This window comes from Sphingomonas sp., assembly GCF_026460985.1.
GTDB lineage: Bacteria > Pseudomonadota > Alphaproteobacteria > Sphingomonadales > Sphingomonadaceae > Sphingomonas.
Window position 1 is genome coordinate 1 of the sequence record NZ_JAPKNM010000092.1, and the last position, 20,374, is coordinate 20,374.

Below are 20,374 nucleotides of genomic sequence, written 5' to 3' on the forward strand. Positions count from 1 at the left end.
ATGCCGCCGCCGGCGCTTGAGGCAAAACCAAGTGTCGCGGGATGGAGCAGCCCGGTAGCTCGTCAGGCTCATAACCTGAAGGTCGCAGGTTCAAATCCTGCTCCCGCAACCAACACACAGCCCGCAGGCCACACAGCCCGCGGGCTTTTTCTTTGCCCCCGCCGCTTCCAATCCCGTCGCACCTTGCCGTCACGCCCAAGGGCGCCATAGTAGCGCGGCGGGAGTTGGTGCGGCGTGACGACGAGCCTCGATGAAGCGCCGGACCAGGTGACTGCGCAAGCAGCGCCTCGCCGCGCCCGCCGGCCATGGGGGCGCCTCTTCCTCGCGCTGGCGGTGTTGCTGCTTGCTGCGCTCGCCGCAGCATGGCTGCAGCGGCGCACGATCGCGCGCGAATTCGTCGACCGGGAGCTCAGCCGCCGCGGCGTGCGCGCGCAGTACGAGATCGAGCAGCTCTCCCCCTGGCACCAGCGCCTCACCAATCTGGTGATCGGCGACCCGCGCGATCCCGATCTCGTCGCCGACTGGGTCGAGGTCGGCACCGCATTGTCGCCCTGGGGCGCCGAAGTGCTCGAACTGCGCGCCGGCCGGGTCCGCATGAAGGGCCGGATCACCCAGGGCCAGCTCTCGCTCGGCGCGATCGACCGGCTGATGCCGCCACCCTCCGGCAAGCCCTTCGCGCTTCCGCACGTCAAGCTCGACCTCGCCGATGCCCGGCTTCGGCTGGACAGCGGCCACGGCATCGTCGACGTCGCGCTGGCAGGCCGGGGCATGCTCGACGACGGATTCACCGGCAGCGCGCGCATCGCCGCGCCGCGGCTCGACATTGCCGGTTGCGCAGCTGCGGGCGTGGCCGGCGCGTTCGGCCTGCAGATCCGCCGCGCGCGGCCCAGTCTCGCCGGGACGCTGGCGGCATCGCAGCTGCAATGCGCGGACGGCCGCGCCGCGGCTCCGAAGGTGGTGGTGCGGGCGACCCTGGGCGCTGCGCTGGACAGTTGGACCGGTGCCGCCGACCTCGCGCTGGCCGGCCTGCGGACGGGGGGACGCCGGGTCTCCGATATCCGCGGGCGGGTCGCGTTCCATGGCGGCGCCAAGGGTACGCGCGGCCAGGTCGCACTGCGTTCGGGCCGGTTCGAGGCGCCCGAGGCCGTGGGCGTGGCGCTGGATCTTGCCGGCGACTATGGCGTGCGCCCCGATGGATTCGACTATAAGGGCAAGCTCGTCGCGCGCGGGGCGAGCCTGTCGCGTCCGCTGCGCGCGAAGCTCGGCGGCTATGCAACTACCGCGCAAGGCACGCCGCTGGCGCCCGTGGCGGTGCGGCTCGCGCAATCCGCTGCGGCGGCGGCTGCGCAGTTCGACGCGACCGCCGACCTTTCCATTGGCAGCTCCCCGGCAGGGTTCGCCTACAGCCTTCCCCGGCTGGCGATCGTCGCGGCGAGCGGGGCCCGGCTGTCCTTCGATCGCGGGCGCGGCCTGACCGGCCAGGGCGGCGCGGCCCCGCGGCTCGACGGCACGCTCGCGCTTCGCGGCGGCGGCATGCCCGAGGCGGTGATCCGGCTTTCGCAGCGGCCTGGCGACGGCCGGTTGAGCGGCGTCGGCTTTGTCCAGCCTTATGCCGCCGGCGGTGCGGCGCTGGCGCTTTCGCGGATATCCTTCGACCTCGGACCGGAAGGCGGCGCGATCCGGACCATGGCCACGCTCTCCGGACCGCTGGGCAAGGGCCGGGTCGAGGGCCTGTCGCTGCCGCTCGACGCGCGCTGGCGCGGTGCGCAGGTCGCGGTGGACCCGGAATGCGCGGTTGTCCGCTACCGGCGCATCGTGCTCGCCGGGGCGGCGCTGGCGCCCGGGAGCGTCAACGCCTGTCCGATCGGCGGCGCGATGCTGGCAGTGTCGCCGCGCGGCGTCTCCGGCGGAATCCGCCTCCTGCGCCCCGAGCTCGCCGGGAAGGTCGGGACGAGCCCCTTGCTGCTCGGAGCGGCCGAGGCGCGGATCGATCTCGGGAAGAGCCTTTTCTCGCTGACCGAAACGCGGGTGCGGCTCGGCGCGGAAAGCGTCACCCGCCTCGACGCCGCCTCGCTCACCGGCAGCTTCGCCGATCGCCTAGCCGGCGACTTCGCGGGGCTGAGCGGGCAGATCGGCAGCGTGCCGCTGGTGATCTCGGGCGCGTCGGGCAATTGGAAGGCGAGCGACGCCGGGCTCGGCCTCGCGGGCAGGCTGCAACTGTCGGACGCCGCCGCGTCGCCGCGCTTCCATCCCCTGGCGAGCGACGATGCCGAATTGCGCCTGACCGGCAACGACATTGTCGCGACCGCGGGGCTGAAAGCGCCCTCTACCGGCATGGCGGTGGCGCGCGTCGAGATCCGCCACGATCTCGGCACCGGCCGGGGCAGAGCGTCGATCGCCGTGCCGGGGCTGCGCTTCGCCGAGGGCGGGTTCCAGCCCAGCGACCTCACGCCGCTCACCTATGGCGTGATCGCCGATGTCAGCGGTACCGTGGAGGGCACGGGCAGCATCGCCTGGACGCCCGAGGGCGTGTCGAGCACCGGCCGTTTCGGGACCAGGGCCGTGGATCTCGCCGCGGCGTTCGGCCCGGTGCGCGGCCTCGCCACCGAGATCGCGTTCGACGACTTGCTGAACATGCGGAGCGTCGCCGGCCAGATCGCGACCACGGCCGAGATCAACCCGGGCGTCCCCGTCCGCACCGGCACGATCCGCTTCCGCGTGCTCGACAGCCAGCGCGTCGAGGTCGAGGGCGCGCGCTGGCCCTTTGCCGGGGGCGAGCTGGTGCTCGAGCCGACGATCCTCGACTTCAGCGAGCGCCGGGAGCGGCGCATGACCTTCCGCGTGATCGGCGCCGACGCGGCGCGGTTCCTCCAGGAAATGGAGTTCGAGAATCTCGACGCCACCGGCACCTTCGACGGGACGCTGCCGATGATCTTCGATGCGCAGGGCGGCCGCATCGAGGGCGGCACGCTGCGCGCGCGGAGCGGCGGCTCGATCGCCTATGTCGGCGAGCTGTCGCAGCGCGACCTGGGCTTCTGGGGCGACATGGCGTTCCAGGCGCTCAAGTCGCTCGACTATCGCAACCTCGCCATCGACATGAACGGCCCGCTCGCCGGCGAGATGGTGACCGAGATCCGTTTCTCGGGGGTCAGCCAGGGCAAGGGGACCAAGTCCAACTTCCTCCTCCGCCGGCTGGCGAAGCTCCCCTTCGTGTTCAACGTCCGGGTCAGTGCGCCCTTCCACCAGCTGCTCGATTCGGTGCAGTCCTGGTACGATCCCAACCGGTTGATCGAGCGCAACCTGCCCAGCCTGCTGGAGCAGGACAAATCCGGCGGCGAGACCGGCACCAAGCCGGTTCAGCCGCGCGAAAGCGACAAGCTGCGATGAAGGGAGCCGTAATGCGGTTGAAGCGAACAACAGGCCTTTTGGCGATATTGCCGGCGGCGATGGCCGGCGGATGCGTCAACGTGACCGCGCCCGACAAGCCGATCGTCATCAACCTCAACATATCGATCACCCAGGAAGTGGTGTATCGCCTCGACAACAAGGCGAAGACGCTGATCCAGGACAATCCAGGGATATTCTGATGCGCCCTATGCTCCTCACCGCCGCGCTCGCGGCAGCCACGCTGGTCGCCGCACCGGCGCTCGCGCAGCGCGATCCGGCCTATGCCGCGGCGCGCGCCGCAGGTCAGGTCGGCGAGCAGCCCGACGGCTATCTCGGCATCGTCGGCAGCCCGACTCCGGCGCTCCAGGCGCTGGTCAACAACATCAACATCCAGCGCAAGAAGCAGTACACCACGCAGGCGCAGGCCGCGGCGGGCTCGACCGTCCAGCAGATGGCGTTCGTCACCGGCTGCAACCTGATCCTGCGCACCGCGCCGGGCGAGAAATACCAGGCGCCCGACGGCCGCTGGCTCACCCGCGGCGCCGAGGCCCCGGTGCGCGATCCGCGCTGCCTGTAACGGCCATCCCTGTCGTCGTCCCGGCGAAAGCAGGGACCCGGAGCCACGGATGCTGTCCGGTGTGACCCCGGATCCCGGCTTTCGCCGGGACGACGGCGCGGGGACTAATGCGCCGCGCCTGCCTCGATCGACCGCGTCGGTCTCGGCGTCAGCCAGATGATCATCGCCGAGAGCGCGAATACCACCGCCGAGATCAGGAAGACGTGCGTGGTCGCCACTGCCAGGGCTTCCTTGTCGACAAGCTGAACGACGACCCCGCGGATCTGATCGAGCGAGAAGCCCTGCGCGGCGAGCGTGTCGCTGGTAGCCTGGGTGTTGAGCTTCGAGACGATCTCGCTCCGCGCCACGCGGGAGCTGTCGTCCCAGATCGTCGCCGAGATCGACGTGCCGATCGCGCCCGCCATGGTGCGCAGGAAGCTCATCACGCCTGCGGCCGACGCGGTCTCCTCGGGCTCGACCGCGGCCAGCGCGAGCGTGGTCAGCGGGATGAAGAAGAAGGGCATGCCGAAGCCCTGGAGCAATTGCGGCAGCGCCAGCGTCCAGAAATCGGCCCCGCTGTTCCAATGGACCCTGAGCAGCGAGGTCACGCCGAGCCAGAGGATGCCGAAGCAGACCAATGCGCGCGGATCGACCTTGGTCGACAGCTTGGCGACGATCGGCGACATGATCACCGCCGCCACGCCGGTGAAGGCGGTGGCATAGCCGGCATAGGTGGCGGTGTAGCCCATGCTCGTCTGCAGCCATTGCGGGATGATCACCGCCGAGGCGAAGAAGGTCGCGAAGGCGAAGGACAGCGAGGTCACCGCCACCGTGAAGCCGCGGTGGCGGAACACGCGCAGGTCGACGATCGGCTGGTCCTCGGTGAGTTCCCAGGCGAGGAACACCACTAGCCCCACCGCCGCGATCACGGCGAGCGCGATGATCGTCGGATCGTTGAACCAGTCATGCTCGCGGCCCAGATCGAGCATGATCTGCAGCGCGCCGATCCACAGCAGCATCAGCGCCAGGCCGACGCCGTCGATCCGCATCTTCTCGGTGCTGGTCTCGACCGGGGCGAGCAGCCGCATCGCGCCGAAGGCGCAGAGCGCGGCGACGGGGATGTTGATGAAGAAGATCCAGTGCCACGACCAGGAATCGCTGATCGTGCCGCCCAGGATCGGGCCCAGGATCGGCGCGGTGACCGTGGTCATCGCCCACACGCCCATCGCCTGGGCGCGCTGCTCGGGCTTGAAGATGCGCATCAGCAAAGTCTGGCTGAGCGGCATCAGCGGGCCGCCGCACAACCCCTGGCCGATGCGGCAGGCGACGAGCATGCCGAGCGAGGTCGACATGCCGCAGAGCAAAGAGAAGAGGCCGAAGCCGATCATCCCGAAGGTGAAGGTGCGCACCGTGCCGAACCGCCCGGCGAGCCAGCCGGTCAAGGGCACGCACACCGCCTCGGCGACCGCGTAGGACGTGATGATCCACGTCCCCTGGCTGCTCGAGATGCCGAGGCTGCCCGCGATGTGCGGCACCGAGACATTGGCGATGGTGGTGTCGAGCACCACCATGAAGTTGGTCATCGCGAGGACGAATCCCGCGAGCAGCAGGCGCGCGCCGGTGAGCGGCGCGAAGTCCTCGGCCTTGGCGTTCATGGGCAGCCGTCCTCAGTTGGCGGAAACGTCGATCTCGGCGTCCATGGAGAGACCGACCCGAAGCGGATGCGCTTGCAGCTCCTTGGGATCGAGCGCGACGCGGACGGGCAGGCGCTGGACCACCTTGATCCAGTTGCCCGTGGCGTTCTGCGCCGGGATCAGCGCGAAGGACGATCCCGTGCCGCCCGAGAGCCCGACGACCTTGCCGTGATATTCGACATCGCCGCCGTACAGGTCGGACTTGAGCGTCACCGGCTGGCCGACCTTGACCCGGGTCAGCTGGCCTTCCTTGAAATTGGCGTCGACATAGAGCTGGCCGACGGGGACGATCAGCATCAGCGCCGCGCCAGGGGCGACGCGCTGGCCGACCTGGACGCTGCGCCGGGTGATCACGCCGTCGATCGGCGCGCGGATCACGGTGCGCTGGAGGTCGAGCTGTGCCTGCGCCACGCGGGCCTGCGCCGCGAGCACTTCGGGGGCGGTGGCGGCGGTGGTGCCGCTGATCAGCGCGTTGTTGGCGGCCAGCTCGCCGCTCGCCGCGCCCTTGGTCGAGCTCGCCTGCGCCACCCCGGCGCGTGCCAGGTCGAGCGCGGCCTTGGCCGAGGCATAGCCGTTGGTCGCCGAGGTGAGTTCCTCGCCCGACACCGCGCCATTGGGGGCGAGGCGCTGGCGCCGGGCGAGATCGACGCGTGCCTTCTCGTAATCCGCCTGGGCGGAGACGAGTTGGGCTCGGGCACGCGCGATATCTGCGTTGCGGGCATCGACCTGCGCGGCGAGCGCCGTGCTGGTCGCCGAAGTCTGGCCGTACTGGCGGCGGGCGCGAGCGAGCTCGGCCTCGGCCTGGGCGAGCGCGATCCGCGCGTCGCTGTCGTCGAGCTGCACGAGTATGTCGCCCTTGCGCACCGTCTGCGTGTCGGAGACGGCGACGCCCGCCACCTGCGCCGCGACCATCGGCGTCACGCTGGCGGTGTCGGCGCCGACATAGGCATTGTCGGTGCTGATATGGTGGCTGCCGACCAGGACGTACCAGCCGCCATAGCCGACCCCCGCGAGCAGCACCGCGCCGGCGATGCCGCCGAGCAGTCGCTTGCGGAGCGTGTTCGGCTTCTGCGCTTCCTCGGCGCGGAATTCGTGGAGCGCTGCGGGATCGGCGTCAGCCATGGGTCGGGTCCTTGCTGGCGGCCGCAGCCGCATGGTTGCTGGAAAAGCCTCCGCCGAGCGCGCGGACGAGCGCGACGTCGAGCGTGAATGCCCGCGCCTCCAAGTCGACGACGATCTGGCGGTTCTGCAGCACCCTCTCCTCGGCGGTCAGGACATCGAGGAAGGTCGAGAGGCCGCCTTCATAGCGTTGCCGGGCGATCGAATAAGCCGCTTCCGAGTCCGCCAGCGCCTGGCGGCTTTCGGACAGGCGCGTGGCGAGCGCCTTCTGGCTGGTCACCGCATCGGCGACTTCGCGGAAGGCAGTGGTGACGGTGCCGTCATAGCCGGCGACGGCTTCGTCATAGGCGGCGCGCGCGCCCTTATACTGGCCGGCGAGCTGGCCGCCGCGGAAGATCGGCAGGCTGATCGCGGGACCCGCCTGGCCGAAGTCCGAACCCTTGTCGAACAGGTTGGAGAGGCCGAGCGACTGGAAGCCGATCAGCGCGCTCAGATTGACCGCGGGATAGAAGTCGGCGCGCGCCACCTTGATCCGGCTGGCGGCGGCCTCGACCCGGGCGCGCGCGGCGGCGATGTCGGGGCGGCGGCCGATCAGGTCGGTCGTGACGCCCGCGGGAAGCGAGCGCGCCTCGGCGGGCGCCACGGGCAGGACGATGCTCAGCCCGCGATCCGGCCCCTTGCCGAGCAATGCGGCGATGCGGTTGCGCGTCAGGCCGATCGCCTCGTCGGTCGCGGCGAGGGTGGCGCGGGCGGCGGGGACGGCCGAATCGGCCTGTTTGAGCTCGGCGCGGGTGTCGAGCCCGCTGGCGACGCGATCGGCGACGAGTTTCTGCGTCTGGGTGCGGATCGCGAGTGCCTTTTCCTGCACGCCGCGCTCGGCGGCGAGCTGGGCGAGATCGGCATAGGCGCTGGCGATGTTGGTCGAGAGGACGAGGCGCGACTGCTCGAGCTCGATCCGCGCGGCCTCGGCGTCGGAAGTCGCGGCGGCGAGCGCGGCGCGGTTCTTGCCCCAGAGGTCGAGATCGAAGCTCAGGGTCGCGGCGACGCGGCCGCTGTCGTTCCAGCCCTGCGGCACGAAGGCGGCGGGGATGCCGTTATTGTAGCTCTGCTTGGCCTCGGTCGCGCTCGCCTCGAGCCCGAGCGAGGGGAGCCGCGCGGCGCCCGCCTGCTGGGCATAGGCCTGGGCTGAGCGCAGCCGCGCCGCGGCACCGGCGAGGTCGGGCGAATCCTTGAGGCCCTCCTCGATCAGCCCGGTCAGCTGGGCGTCGCCATAGGCGCTCCACCAGTCGGTCGCGGGCCAGGCCGAAACGGCCGAGGAAGCGAAGGAGCGGTCGGCGGCATAGCTGTCGCCGGCGCGGATCTCGGGACGCGCGCCGAGCTGCGGAACGGGTGCGCAGGCGGCGAGGAAAGCCGGAGCCGCGATCGTCGTGACGAGCAGGAGTCGGAAGGAAGGAGCGGGCATGATTTATATACCGTACTGGAGGGTACGGCAGCGCAAATGGCGGGAGCGCCGTGCCTTGTCAATATAAAATCGTACCCTATAGTACGGTTATGGAAAACCCGACGGAAAAGGCGCCCGGCAAGCGCGAGGCGCGCAAGGAAGAGCGGCGGCTGGCGATCCTCGAGGTCGCCAAGCGTTCGTTCCTCGACAACGGCTATTCGGCCACGTCGATGTCGGCGATCTCGGTCGAGCTCGGTGGGTCGAAGGGCACCTTGTGGAGCTATTTCCCCTCCAAGGAGGAGCTGTTCGGCGCGGTGCTCGAGCACGCCACCACCGATTATCGCCGCCAGCTCGGCAGCCTGCTCGAACCCTCGGCCGATCTCTACGCGACGATCGTCGCCTTTTGCAGCAGCTTCATCGCCAAGATCACGTCGCCCGACGCGCTGCGGCTCCATCGCCTGATCTCGGCCGAGTCGGGGCGCTTCCCCGAGATCGGCGAGATCTTCTATCGCCGCGCGCCCCAGCCGACGCAGCAGATGCTCGCCGACTTCTTCGCCGGCCAGATGGCGGTGGGGCATATGCGTACGGACGACCCGCTGGCCGCGGCGCGCGCGCTCGCCAGCCTGTGCCTCGGCGGGCTGCACCAGCGCGTGCTCTGGGGAGTCGGCGCGCCGGATGCCGACGCGGTCGAGGCGGAGGCCCGCTACGCCGCCGATCTCTTCGCGCGCGCCTTCGACATCGCCCGGGGCGAACCCTAGCGCCGCCGGCGGCGCGGGCTGCCGAAATTGAGCCGCCGCGTGACGTTATAGTCGAGCACGGCCATGACGAAATATGCCGCGAACTGCTTCACGCGCGTCCACGGCCCGGTGCGCGCCCTGTGAATTTCGGCGGTGACGAGTTCCGACTGTGCGATCTCGCCCTCGACGAAGCGGCGGACATGCGCCGCGAACGCCCGATCCTCGATTCGCAGCATCAGCTCGAGGTTGAGGAACATGCTGCGGATGTCGAAATTGGCCGAGCCGATATGCACCACGTCGTCGATGACGAAGAGCTTGGTGTGCAGCTTGGACGGCAGATATTCGTAGATCAGCACGTTCTTGCGCAGCAGGCCCGCATAAGTGAAGTGCGCCGCCCAGAGCGAGGCGGTGTGATCCACCTTGGACGGCAGCACCAGCCGCACCCGTCCGCGCCGCCCGGCCTTGTCGAGCCGCCGCAGCATCGCCGGCCCGGGGGCGAAATAGGAAGTGATCAGGTCGATCGCCTGCGCCCGCTGCATGTCGTTCTTCACCACGCGCGCCCAGGGCGAGAGTCGGCGCATCGGGCCGCCGAGCAGCCAGCGCGCCGTCCCTTCGGGCTCGCTCCACGAATTGAGCATCCGCGCGAGCACGCGCATCGACGCGCGCGGCTGCTTGGTCCAGTGCGACAGCGCGTCGAAATAGCCGACGAGCCGCGCCGCGGCCGGCCCCTCGACCAGCAGCCCCAGGTCGCGCCACGCATCCTGCTCGGGCGTGCCGAAATAGCTCTTCTCGATGTTGAATCCGCCGATGAGCACGCGCGCCTCGTCGGCCAGCGCCAGCTTCTGGTGGTTGCGCAGCAGATAGCGCCGCCCCCAGCGCGGCACGAAGCGGCACATGTCGACGCCGGCGGCATGGAGCGGATCGAAGAAATGGTGCGCGGCGGCATGCTCGCTGCCCAGCCCGTCGACGATCAGCTGGACCTTCACGCCGCGCCCGGCGGCCTCGATCAGCGCGTCGCGGACCGCGGCGCCCGCGGCGTCGTCGACATAGATATAGTAGAGCACCCGCAGCGTCCGCGTCGCCGAGCCGATCAGCGCGAGCAAGGCCGCCATCCGCTCGGGACCGTTCGGCAGCATCGTCAGTCGGTTGCCGTCGACCGTGAAGGGCTGGGACCAGGGATCCATGGCGGTTTCATGGAGCGCGCCGGCCCCGGCGGCAAGGTTGGCGGTCTCCGGCGGTGGCATGCTCTCCCGATCCTCGTGACGCAGGTGAAACCATTGAACCCTCGGGCAGGCCCGTCGGTTGCAGGCGGCGCGGCGGGCCGGCGTTTTTCTTGACAATCCGCGTGCCCGTCCCTATCTGCCGCCCCTCTCCCGGACACCATTATCCAAGGAAGCGTAGATGGCGCGCGTCACAGTCGAGGATTGCGTCGACAAGGTCTCGAACCGGTTCGATCTGGTTCTGTTCGCGGCGCAGCGCGCCCGGCAGATCTCGGGCGGCGCCGAGCTGACCCTCGATCGCGATCGCGACAAGAACCCGGTCGTCGCGCTGCGCGAGATCGCCGAAGAGACCGTCCACCCGACGCATCTCGAGGAATCGGTGGTCTCGAGCCTCCAGCGCGTCCAGATCGACGACGAGGAAGCCCCGGACGAGGTCGGCTCGCTGGCCCAGTCGGCCGAGGCGCTCCGCCTCACCGCGGCGGCCCCGCCCCGCAACCAGAATCTGGGCGCCGATTACGAAGGCTGACTTGTTTTCCCCTCCCTGCAAGGGAGGGGATCAAGGGGTGGGTTAGAAAAGGCCGGGCTCGATGCCCGGCCTTTTCTTTATTCCACGCAGCTCGATGGGCTCCCCCGGCCTTCGCCGGGGTCGCACCCACCCCCGGCCCCTCCCTTGCAGGGAGGGGAGAGTTTCCGAGGGAGCTATTCGGCGCGGCCCTTGAAGCCCTGCGCCACCACGAACCACTCGACCGAGCCCTTGCGGCTGGCGGGGGGCTTGGCGTGTTTCACGGTAGCGAAGTTGCGCTTCATCTCGGCGACCAGCGCCGAATCGGCGCCGCCGGCGAAGACCTTGGCGACGAAATCGCCGCCCGGCTCGAGCGTGCGTATCGCGAAGTCGAGCGCCGCCTCGACCAGCCCCAGCGTGCGCAGCGCATCGGTCTGCGGATGGCCGACGGTGTTGGCGGCCATGTCCGAGAGGATCAGGTCGGGCGCGCCGCCCAGTTCCTCGATCAGCCGATCAGGGGCGGCATCGGCCATGAAGTCCATCTGGAGGATCGTCGCGCCGTCGATCGGGTCGACCGGCAGCAGGTCGATCCCCACCACCGCGGCCTTGGGCAGCCGTTTGCGCACCACCTGCGTCCAGCCGCCCGGCGCGATGCCCAGGTCGACGACGCGCTTCGAGCCCTTGAGGAAGTCGAACTTCTCGTCGAGCTCGGTGAGCTTGTACGCGGCGCGGCTGCGATAGCCCTCGGCCTTGGCGCGCTTGACATAAGGATCGTTGAGCTGGCGTTCGAGCCAGCGCGTCGATTGCGCCGAGCGGCTGCGCGCGGTCTTCACGCGCGTATGCCCGCGCCCGCCGCCGCGGCTCACAGCCGCGCTCCGTTCATCAGTCGTCGCAAAATGCCCTCGCGAATGCCGCGATCGGCGATGCCGAGCCGCTCGGCAGGCCAGAAATCCAGGATCGTCTCCAATATCGCGCACCCCGCCACGACCAGGTCGGCGCGCTCGCCGCCGATGCACGGCACCTGCGAGCGCTCGGCCATGCTCATGCCCGCGATCCGCTGGCTGACCTCGCGCATCGCCGCCGAGGGCACGATCAGCCCGTCGACCACCGACCGGTCATAGGCCGGCAGCCCGAGATGGACGCTGGCGAGCGTCGTCACCGTGCCCGAAGTCCCCAGCAGCCGCCGCGTGCCCTTGGGCGTCCGCAGCCGCGCGACGAAGGGCGCGAAGCTCTCCGACACCCGCGCGCGCATATCGGCATAGACCGCCGCGCCGCGCTCGGCGCCGTCGGCCAGGCCCGCGGCCTCGGTGAGCGACACCACGCCCCAGGGCGCGCTGTGCCAGTCGAGGATGCGCGGCACCTCGGCGCGCGAATCGACGAGCACGAGCTCGGTCGAGCCGCCGCCGATGTCGAACACCAGGGCCGGCCCGTCGCCCGGCTCGAGCAGGGCATGGCAGCCCAGCACGGCGAGCCGCGCCTCTTCCTCGGCGGTGATGATGTCGAGCGCGATCCCCGTCTCGTGATAGACGCGCGTGATGAACTCGGATCCGTTCGAGGCCTGGCGGCACGCCTCGGTCGCCACCGAGCGCGCCAGCGCCACGTTGCGCCGCCGCAGCTTGTCCGCGCAGATGCGCAGGGCCGCGAGCGTGCGATCGATCGCCGCATCGGAGAGCCTGCCCGTGGTCGCGAGCCCTTCGCCCAGGCGGACGATTCGCGAAAAGGCGTCGACCACCGTGAAGCCTGCGCCCTGCGGCCGGGCGATCAGCAGCCGGCAATTGTTGGTGCCGAGGTCGAGCGCCGCGAAATGGCGCGATTCGGGCCAGCGTGCGCGGCCCGGGCGCTCCGGCGGTGCCTTGGGTATCGGTCGGGCGGAACTGCCGCTCCGGCCACGGGGCATTCTGGCTGGGCCATCCCCCATCGGGTTCACTCGCTTATATTCTGTTCCGTCTCGGCCACATGCGGCCGTCCGGTGCTTGGCCGCGAGGCTAGCGCAGGCGGATCGGCGGAGCAAGGCACGGGGGTGGAGAAGCGGCGTTGACAGCATTGAAACCCGGCCCTATTTCGCCGGCCCTGTTGCCCCGTCGTCTAAAGGTAAGACTACGGACTCTGACTCCGTCAATTGAGGTTCGAATCCTCACGGGGCATCCAGACTTCCCGGCTGGCGATTTGATGAAGCCGGCGGGCGCCGCGAGCCGTTCCGCCGACCATTTCCTCAACTCGTCGCGGACATAGCGTACGCTGCTGGCCGCCGATCTTGTGCTTCTGGGGAGCACTCACATAATGGTCTCCGCTCCGAGGAGCCTATCATGTCCGACGCCAGCATCGATCGCCGTACTCTGCTCGCCGCTGGCGTCACGATCGGCGCTGGAGCGCTGAATGGGCTGACGGTAAACGCGGCGGCAGCGAAAACTTCCATCGGCGCGGGCGGCGGCACACCCCTCGACAACGCGCCGCATCAGGATTCGGCCGGCTCCTGCGGGACCACGCTCGTCGGCTTCCAGCAGACAGGAAGTGGCGCGACCGCGCGCGCGGTGCAGGACAAGCTCGGCGAGCGCGTGCATTTTTTCGACTTCGCGTCGCCAACCCAGCGCAGCAGCATCACGGCATATGATCGCTCGGCGCACGACATGTCGGCTGCCTTCGACGCAGCGGTGACGTTCACTTTCTCGGCGGCATCTAACCATGTGCGAGGCCTCGAACTGCCGGCGGGAGTCATTGTCGGTCCGATCAGTTGGCCGTCCGCCGGGACCGCTGACACACGCGACGGCGGCTTTCGACTCAAGGGTGTAGGGAGGGCCGAGGCGTTCGCCCCGCCGCCGAACCAGAAGGGGACCGTCTTCTATTCCGCCGACACGTCCCGGCCTTCGCTCGTCTTCAGGAAAGTCCGCGGCGGCCTGGGTTCTGGCGCGCTCGACCTGGGGGATTTCCGGGTCGAGGGAAACCAGCATGCGGGCGTACCTGCATTAAAGTTCGAGGCGCTGTTCGGCTCCTCTCGCGCAACCGGCATCGACGCCTATCAGGCTGGCGACGGTGACGGCGTTGTGATCAACAATGCCGCTACGGGCAGCTTCGACTTCGGCTATGCGCTCAATTCGGATTGGAACACGAGCGGGCTCGGCGCATCGCGGACGGGCGTGGGCTTCTTTCTCGATCCTGATCTGGATTGCGGCCTCGCTCAGGTGACCAAGACGACGTCGCGCGGATGGAAGGTCGGCTATCGCATCGGCGAACAGGGCGGCTCGGCACGGCTATTGGCGACGCGCATCGCGCACTTCGAATGTTCAGTGGTGAATGATGGCGTGGTCATCAGCGACACGGCCGAGGGAACCGTGCTCGATAGTGGCTATTGGGAAGGCGTGGACAATGCCGCAGTCATCGATCGCGGGGAATATACCACCGTCATCGCCCCCTACATGCCCATGTCTCCCAAGGGTCTCGATTTAAGCGATAGCCTCAACACCGGCACGAATGTCTATGGCGGTGTCGTCAGCACGCCGTCGACGGGTGGCGTTGCGATCGACCTGAATGCCGCAAGCGGCATGAAGAGTCTGTGGGGGATCTCGATCGTCAATCCCTATGCCTTCAAGGCCGGCAACACTGCAATCGGCCTGCGAATCGCCGGCTCCAATCCGAGAGGCTTCCTTTTTGCGGATTTCCCCCAGCAGGGCAGCTGGGTTGGGACGGCGAAGAAGATCAGCGACGTCTCGACATCCCCCGACCACCCCCGCGTCGCCACCGGCGGCCTGATCGGAGCGGGGCCCTATGAAGCCCAGGACGGCAGGACGCATTACAGTTGGGACCGTGGTGCACTGCGCCTGCATGTCGATCCCGTCGTCATAACCGAAGCGAATGTTTCCGGCGGTGCGCTGAGCCTGCCTGCGGGCTCAGTCTATATCCTACGGTTCTCGACGCCGACGACCATCAGCAGCCTCGTCTGCGAGCGGCATCCGGACAAGACGCTGATCCTTATCAACAATAACGGCAATGTGACCTTCCAAAACAGCGCGCAGCTCCTGCTCCGCGAGCGCACCGGCAACTACACGGCGCCGACAGCGGGATCGGTTCACCTTTTTCAGGCGATCCCGGGCACCCAACGCGTGATGCAGGAGCTTTTCCGCACCGGCAATGCGCCCCGGACAGCGGTCAATGCGGCAGCGGCGCCGTCAGGCGCGAACCTTGGAGACAGCATCTACATGTCCGGGGCGGGCAAGCCGGCATGGTGGAACGGCAAGTCATGGCAGTACGCCGACGGCACCGCGGCGGCTTAGGATTTACCCAATCCAGCGCGCCAGCTCAGCGCGCCTCGGCGATCAGCTTCTCCAGCGCGCCCGCTCAGCGCGCCTCGGCGATCAGCTTCGCCGCGGCCTCGCCGGCCCAGTCGGTATCTCCCAGCATCCGCCAGACCTCGCGGCCCTGCGAATCGTAGAGGATCGTCGCGGGCAGGTTGAGGCCCATCTGGGTGCTGAACGCGGTCTCGGAATCGATGAACGGCTGGAGCTTGCGGAATTTCTTCTCGGCGAAGAAGGGCGCGACCTTCGCGGGCTCGAAATCCTGGCTCACCGTGACGACCTGGAGCCGATCGCCCTCGCGCACCGCCAGCGTGTCGAGCGTCGGCATCTCCTTGACGCAGGGCGCACACCAGGTCGCCCATAGGTTGAGCAGCACCGGCTTGCCGCGGAAATCGGCGAGGGTGCGCTGGGCGCCCTTGGCGTCGGTGAAGGCGAAGGTCGGGGCGGCCTCGCCCTTGTGGCTGCGGTCGAGCTTGTCGGGCACTGCCGGCGCGGGCGCGGCGACATTCGCGCCCTCCGCTTGCTGCGGCTGCCCGGATTGCCTATCGCAGCCGCCGATCAGGCCCGTTGCGAGAAGGAGAAGCGCGATCGTCGAGCGCAAGCATAGCTCCAATGCCATGTGGGGTGGGCGCTTCGCCGAAGGCCCGTCTGCCGTCATGCGTGAGATAAACGCGTCGATTCCCTTCGACAAGCGGATGTGGCGGCAGGATCTGCGCGGCTCGCAGGCCCATGCCGCGATGCTGGGCAAGCAGGGCATCGTTTCGGCGGAAGACGCGGCGCGCATCGCCGAGGGGCTGGCGCAGGTCGCCGCCGAGTTCGAAGCCGAGGGCGTGCCCGACGATCTCGCGCTCGAGGACATCCATATGCTCGCCGAGGCGCGGCTGGCCGATCGGATCGGGCCGTCGGCGGGCCGGCTCCATACCGCGCGCTCGCGCAACGACCAGGTCGCGACCGATTTCCGCCTCTGGGTGCGCGACGCGATCGACCAGGCCGAGGCGGCGCTGGCGGGTCTGCAGGATGCGCTGCTCGCGCGCGCCGAGGAGCATGCGACAAGCGTCATGCCCGGCTTCACGCACCTCCAGAGCGCCCAGCCGGTGACGCTCGGCCACCATCTGATGGCCTATTTCGAGATGTTCGCGCGCGATCGCTCGCGGCTGACCGATGCGCGCGTGCGGATGAATCTCTGCCCGCTCGGCTCGGCCGCGCTCGCCGGCACCGGCTTCCCGCTCGATCGCGAGGCCACGGCCGCCGCGCTCGGCTTCGACGGCCCCACGCGCAACTCGCTCGATTCGGTCTCGGACCGCGACTTCGCGATCGAATATCTGACCGCCGCGGCGCAGTGCAGCCTGCACCTCAGCCGGCTGGCCGAGGAGTTCGTGATCTGGGCGAGCCAGCCCTTCGGCTTCGTCTCGCTGAGCGACCAATGGTCGACCGGCAGCTCGATCATGCCGCAGAAGCGCAACCCCGATGCCGCCGAATTGGTGCGCGGCCATGCGGGGCGGATCACCGGCGCGCTGGTGAGCCTGATGATCACGATGAAGGGGCTGCCGCTCGCTTATTCGAAGGACATGCAGGACGACAAGCCGCCGGTGTTCGAGGCGCACGACCTTTTGGGTCTCTGCATCGCGGCGATGACCGGCATGGTCGAGAGCGCGACCTTCCGCACCGATCGCATGCGCGCGCTCGCCGAATCGGGCTTCGCCACCGCCACCGATCTCGCCGACTGGCTGGTCCGCGAGGCGGGCGTGCCCTTCCGCGAGGCGCACCACATCACCGGCCGCGCGGTGGCGGCGGCGGAGGCGCAGAGCATCCGGCTCGACCAGCTGTCGCTCGACGCGCTCAAGGAAATCGACGCGCGGATAGACGATCGCGTATATGACGTGCTCAGCGTCGATGCGTCGGTGAACAGCCGGACCAGCTTCGGCGGCACTGCGCCGGTGCGCGTCCGTGCGGCGATCGCTGCGGCCCGCAGGGGTCGCGAGGAGGAAGGATGATGAAGCGCGAGCTGTTGCTGCTCTCCGCGTTGCTGGCGCTGGCCGGCTGCGGCGCGCGCGAAGGTCTCAAACCGGCGGAGGGCGCGTCGCTCCCCCCTGCGCCCTATGGCGCGACCGCGACTCCCACGCCCGATGACCTGCTCGCGCCGCCGGTGCAGACGCGCCCGGCGCGCAGCGACGACCTCATCGAAAGCACCGACAAGAGGCGCACCGACAAGTTCGATCTGCCGCCTCCCAACTGACCGGAATAAAATGGACCATTTCAATCTGATCGACGGCGAGTTGCACGTCGAGAACGTACCGCTCGCACGCATCGCCGAGGCGGTGGGCACGCCCGTTTACGTCTATTCCGCCGCGACCTTCCAGCGCCACGCCCGCGTGTTCCGCGAGGGGCTGGCCGGGATCGAGCGCAAGCACATCGCCTTCGCGATCAAGGCCAATCCCAACCTCGCCGTGCTGCGGCTGCTCGCCAACGAGGGCTTCGGCGCCGACGTGGTCTCGGGCGGCGAGCTCGCGCGCGCGCTGGCGGCGGGCATGGCGGCGAAGGACATCGTCTTCTCGGGCGTGGGCAAGACCCGCGCCGAGCTGGAGCAGGGGCTGGACGTCGGCATCGGCCAGTTCAACCTCGAGCTCGAGGAGGAAGGCGTCGTCCTGTCCGAGATCGCCGCCGCGCGCGGCATGCGCGCGCCCGCGACGCTGCGCGTCAACCCCGATGTCGACGCCGGCACGCACGAAAAGATCTCCACCGGCCGCGCCGAGAACAAGTTCGGGCTGCCGATCGACGAGGCGCCGGCGATCTTCGACCGGCTGGCGCCGCTGCCCGGGCTGAACCTGCGCGGTGTCGCCGTCCATATCGGCAGCCAGCTCCAGAGCCTCGCGCCGCTCGAGCGCGCGTTCGAGCGGGTCGGCAGGCTCGTCGCCGATCTTCGCGCGGCGGGCCATGTCATCACCCATGTCGATCTCGGCGGCGGCCTGGGCGTGCGCTATCGCGACGGCGACCATCCGCCCTCGCCGGCCGAGTTCGGCGAGATGGTCGCGCGGGTGACGCGCGGCTGGGACGTCGAATTGATGTTCGAGCCGGGCCGCGTCATCTCGGCCAATGCCGGGGTGCTGCTCACCGAAGTGCTGTGGGTCAAGCCGGGCGTCACGCATCCCTGGGTGATCGTCGACGCCGCGATGAACGACCTCGCGCGCGTCGCGATGTACGACGCGCACCACGATTTCGAAGCGGTGCGTCCTACGGGCGAAAAGATGGTCGCCAATGTCGCGGGCCCGGTCTGCGAGAGCAGCGACGTCTTCGCCAAGGCGCGCGAGATCGACATGGTCAGGACGGGCGACCTCGCGATCCTGCGCAGCGCCGGCGCCTATGGCGCGACCATGGCCAGCACCTATAACAGCCGCCCGCTCGTCCCCGAGGTGCTCGTCTCGGGCGACCGGTTCGAAGTGGTCGCCGGCCGCATCTCGGCCGAGGCGATCATGGCCGAAGAGCATGTTCCGGACTGGCTGAAGTGACTCTCGCCGCCCTGCCGATCTTCGTGAAGCTGGCGGGGCGGCCGGTCATCCTGATCGGCACGGGCGAGGCGGCCGAGGCCAAGCGCCGCCTGCTCGAGCGCGCCGGCGCGCAGGTGGTCGACGAGACGGCGGAGGCCGCGCTCGCGATCGTCGCCGTCGAGGATCCCGAGCCGGTCGTCACGCGCCTGCGCGGGCGCGGCATGCTCGTGAACACGGTCGATCGATCGGACCTGTGCGACTTCACGCTTCCCGCGATCGTCGACCGCGATCCCGTGCTCGTCGCGATCGGCACCGGCGGCGTCTCGGCGGGGCTCGCGGCGGCGCTCCGCCAGCGGCTGGAGGCGCTGCTGCCCGCGCGCCTCGGCGCCCTGGCGCGGGCGCTGGAGGCGGCGAAGCCAAGGATACGGCAGCGCTGGCCCGATCTCGGTGCGCGCCGCCGCGCGCTGGGCGCCGCGCTGGCCGGGCCGCTCGATCCGCTCGCGGACCACGATGTCGACGCGGTCGAGCGCTGGCTCGCCGATGCCGCCGCACCCGCACCGTCGCTGCTCCGCTTCGTCCTCGCCTCGCCCGATCCGGACGAACTGACATTGCGCCAGGCGCGCGCGCTTGCGCAGGCGGACCGCGTCTTCCATCACCGGCGCGTGCCCGAAGCCATCCTCGAACGCGCCCGCGCCGACGCCGTACGCATCGCCTGCGAAAGCGCGCCCGCCGAGCCCGGGCCCGGCCTCTCGGTCTATCTGGAGATGGTCGCGTGAGCGGCTTCGCTTATGTCGTCCGGGGCGGGAAGGTCGAATCGCCGCCGCTCAAGCAGGCGCTCGGGATACGTGCCGACCTGGTCTGGATCCACCTCACCACCAATGACGAGCGCGCCAAGGCATGGTTGGGCGGCGAGGCCGGGCTGTCGGCCTATGTCATCGAGGCGCTGACCGCCGCCGAGACGCGCCCGCGCTGCGATCCCGTCGGCGCGGGGGCGGTGATCAATCTGCGCGGCCTCTCCTCCGAAACGCTCGCGGCGTCCGATCCGCTCGCCTCGATCCGGCTGTACGCGCTCGGCGGCTGCGTCTTCTCGGTCACGCGCAAGGCGCTCAACGCGCTCCATCCGGTGCGAGAGCAAGTCGAGGCGGGCAAGGTCCTCGATCCCGGCGACCTGATCGCCGCGCTCGCCCAGGCGATCACCGAGGAGCTCGATCCCGTCGTCGCCGATCTCGGCGATTCGCTCGACGATTGCGAGGAGCAGATCGCCGCGCGCCACGTCTTCGAATTGCGCCACCTGGTCAACCGCGTACGCAGCCAGGCGATCGGCTTTCGCCGCTTCATCAACCCGCAGCGTGCCGCGCTGGAGAAGCTGGCGGCGATCCCCGGCGACTGGCTCGGCGAGGACGACCGGCTCCATCTCTCCGCCGCCGCCGATCGTGCCGCGCGCATGGCCGAGGAACTGGAGAGCATCCGCGAGCGCGCGGCGCTCAACCACGAGACGCTCACCGATCTCCGCGCCGAGCAGATCGACCAGCGTTCGCTGATCATCGCGATCGCCGCGATGGTGTTCCTGCCGCTGACCTTCATCACCGGGCTGCTCGGCATGAACGTCGCCGGCATCCCCTTCGCGCACGAGCCTTGGGCCTTCTGGGGCGTATTCTGGCTCTGCGTGGCGACGGCGGTGGCGATCGCGGGCTATTTCATCCGCCGCCACTGGTTCGAGCGTTAGGAACTAGGCCGAATCGGCATTCAGTTCCCCTCCCTGCAAGGGAGGGGATCAAGGGGTGGGTAGCATTGGGCGAGGCTCGATGCCTCGTCCGATGCTTCTTCCTGGGCAATGAGTCTTTTTGAGCGCGCAGACGCGCGCACCCACCCATGATCGGGTGAACAGCGCCCCGCGCTGTTCAGGCCATGCCGGGGGCATGGCCGGCCCGATCATCCCTCCCT

General features: G+C 69.4%; 18 protein-coding genes and 2 tRNA genes. 13 read left to right on the plus strand and 7 right to left on the minus strand.

Going from position 1 to position 20,374, the window contains the following annotated elements; all coding sequences use genetic code 11:
* The first annotated feature begins 35 nt into the window (after positions 1–35).
* From MT490_RS14865 to MT490_RS14880, 4 genes are all read left to right on the plus strand, one after another.
* A tRNA-Met gene (locus tag MT490_RS14865) sits at positions 36–112 on the plus strand.
* Positions 113–234: 122 nt separating this feature from the next.
* A complete protein-coding gene (locus MT490_RS14870) occupies positions 235–3,387 on the plus strand; it encodes a YdbH domain-containing protein (protein WP_297389306.1) in 3,153 nt (1,050 codons plus the stop codon).
* A gap of 59 nt (positions 3,388–3,446) precedes the next feature.
* On the plus strand, positions 3,447–3,587 hold the full coding sequence (locus MT490_RS14875; protein WP_297389309.1) for a YnbE family lipoprotein: 141 nt from the start codon (positions 3,447–3,449) through the stop codon (positions 3,585–3,587).
* Positions 3,587–3,964: a YdbL family protein gene (locus MT490_RS14880; protein WP_297389311.1), complete on the plus strand. Its 378-nt coding sequence runs from the start codon at positions 3,587–3,589 to the stop codon at positions 3,962–3,964. Before MT490_RS14875 ends, MT490_RS14880 begins: the two co-directional genes overlap by 1 nt.
* 104 nt (positions 3,965–4,068) lie before the next feature.
* Here MT490_RS14880 and MT490_RS14885 read toward each other — a convergent pair whose 3' ends face one another.
* Genes MT490_RS14885 through MT490_RS14895 form a run of 3 tightly spaced genes read right to left on the minus strand, consistent with a single transcriptional unit; the run spans position 4,069 to position 8,218 of the window.
* A complete protein-coding gene (locus tag MT490_RS14885; RefSeq protein ID WP_297389314.1) occupies positions 4,069–5,598 on the minus strand; it encodes a DHA2 family efflux MFS transporter permease subunit in 1,530 nt (509 codons plus the stop codon).
* Between the two features lie 12 nt (positions 5,599–5,610).
* Positions 5,611–6,759, minus strand: coding sequence for an HlyD family efflux transporter periplasmic adaptor subunit (locus tag MT490_RS14890; protein ID WP_297389317.1), 1,149 nt, complete (start codon positions 6,757–6,759; stop codon positions 5,611–5,613).
* The gene (locus tag MT490_RS14895) at positions 6,752–8,218 is read right to left on the minus strand and encodes an efflux transporter outer membrane subunit (RefSeq protein WP_297389320.1); all 1,467 of its coding nucleotides are present in this window, start codon (positions 8,216–8,218) and stop codon (positions 6,752–6,754) included. The genes MT490_RS14890 and MT490_RS14895 overlap by 8 nt, the downstream gene beginning before the upstream one ends.
* 89 nt (positions 8,219–8,307) lie before the next feature.
* On the opposite strand from MT490_RS14895, the gene MT490_RS14900 reads away from it, so the two are divergent.
* Complete coding sequence (locus tag MT490_RS14900; protein ID WP_297389322.1) at positions 8,308–8,955, plus strand: TetR/AcrR family transcriptional regulator; 648 nt, start codon at positions 8,308–8,310, stop codon at positions 8,953–8,955.
* On the opposite strand, the gene MT490_RS14905 is transcribed toward MT490_RS14900, so the two are convergent.
* Entirely contained in the window at positions 8,952–10,118 is a 1,167-nt protein-coding gene (locus tag MT490_RS14905; RefSeq protein WP_297389325.1) for a phosphatidylserine/phosphatidylglycerophosphate/cardiolipin synthase family protein, read from the minus strand. The genes MT490_RS14900 and MT490_RS14905 overlap by 4 nt on opposite strands.
* A gap of 217 nt (positions 10,119–10,335) precedes the next feature.
* Here MT490_RS14905 and rpoZ point away from each other — a divergent pair, with 217 nt between their 5' ends.
* Complete coding sequence (gene rpoZ / locus MT490_RS14910) at positions 10,336–10,680, plus strand: DNA-directed RNA polymerase subunit omega (protein ID WP_297389328.1); 345 nt, start codon at positions 10,336–10,338, stop codon at positions 10,678–10,680.
* Positions 10,681–10,853: 173 nt separating this feature from the next.
* Here rpoZ and MT490_RS14915 read toward each other — a convergent pair whose 3' ends face one another.
* On the minus strand, positions 10,854–11,522 hold the full coding sequence (locus MT490_RS14915) for an RlmE family RNA methyltransferase (protein WP_297389333.1): 669 nt from the start codon (positions 11,520–11,522) through the stop codon (positions 10,854–10,856).
* Positions 11,519–12,553 carry a Ppx/GppA phosphatase family protein gene (locus MT490_RS14920; protein ID WP_297389335.1) on the minus strand — a complete coding sequence of 345 codons (1,035 nt, stop codon included), beginning with the start codon at positions 12,551–12,553 and terminating at the stop codon, positions 11,519–11,521. Before MT490_RS14920 ends, MT490_RS14915 begins: the two co-directional genes overlap by 4 nt.
* 177 nt (positions 12,554–12,730) lie before the next feature.
* Here MT490_RS14920 and MT490_RS14925 point away from each other — a divergent pair.
* Together MT490_RS14925 and MT490_RS14930 are read left to right on the plus strand one after the other, a co-directional pair.
* Positions 12,731–12,804, plus strand: a tRNA-Gln gene (locus tag MT490_RS14925).
* A gap of 158 nt (positions 12,805–12,962) precedes the next feature.
* Positions 12,963–14,924: a hypothetical protein gene (locus MT490_RS14930; RefSeq protein WP_297389339.1), complete on the plus strand. Its 1,962-nt coding sequence runs from the start codon at positions 12,963–12,965 to the stop codon at positions 14,922–14,924.
* Positions 14,925–14,988: 64 nt separating this feature from the next.
* Here the strand turns inward: MT490_RS14930 and MT490_RS14935 are convergent, their stop codons facing one another.
* Positions 14,989–15,546, minus strand: coding sequence for a TlpA disulfide reductase family protein (locus MT490_RS14935; protein WP_297389342.1), 558 nt, complete (start codon positions 15,544–15,546; stop codon positions 14,989–14,991).
* A gap of 16 nt (positions 15,547–15,562) precedes the next feature.
* Between MT490_RS14935 and argH the strand changes: the two genes are divergently transcribed.
* Genes argH through MT490_RS14960 form a run of 5 tightly spaced genes read left to right on the plus strand, consistent with a single transcriptional unit; the run spans position 15,563 to position 20,156 of the window.
* Positions 15,563–16,939, plus strand: coding sequence for an argininosuccinate lyase (gene argH / locus MT490_RS14940; RefSeq protein ID WP_297389345.1), 1,377 nt, complete (start codon positions 15,563–15,565; stop codon positions 16,937–16,939).
* Positions 16,936–17,181 carry a lipoprotein gene (locus tag MT490_RS14945; RefSeq protein WP_297389347.1) on the plus strand — a complete coding sequence of 82 codons (246 nt, stop codon included), beginning with the start codon at positions 16,936–16,938 and terminating at the stop codon, positions 17,179–17,181. The genes argH and MT490_RS14945 overlap by 4 nt, the downstream gene beginning before the upstream one ends.
* 10 nt (positions 17,182–17,191) lie before the next feature.
* Positions 17,192–18,451, plus strand: coding sequence for a diaminopimelate decarboxylase (gene lysA / locus MT490_RS14950; protein WP_297389350.1), 1,260 nt, complete (start codon positions 17,192–17,194; stop codon positions 18,449–18,451).
* Positions 18,448–19,206, plus strand: coding sequence for a siroheme synthase (locus tag MT490_RS14955; RefSeq protein ID WP_297389353.1), 759 nt, complete (start codon positions 18,448–18,450; stop codon positions 19,204–19,206). The genes lysA and MT490_RS14955 overlap by 4 nt, the downstream gene beginning before the upstream one ends.
* A complete protein-coding gene (locus tag MT490_RS14960) occupies positions 19,203–20,156 on the plus strand; it encodes a CorA family divalent cation transporter (RefSeq protein ID WP_297389355.1) in 954 nt (317 codons plus the stop codon). Before MT490_RS14955 ends, MT490_RS14960 begins: the two co-directional genes overlap by 4 nt.
* Positions 20,157–20,374 lie beyond the last annotated feature (218 nt).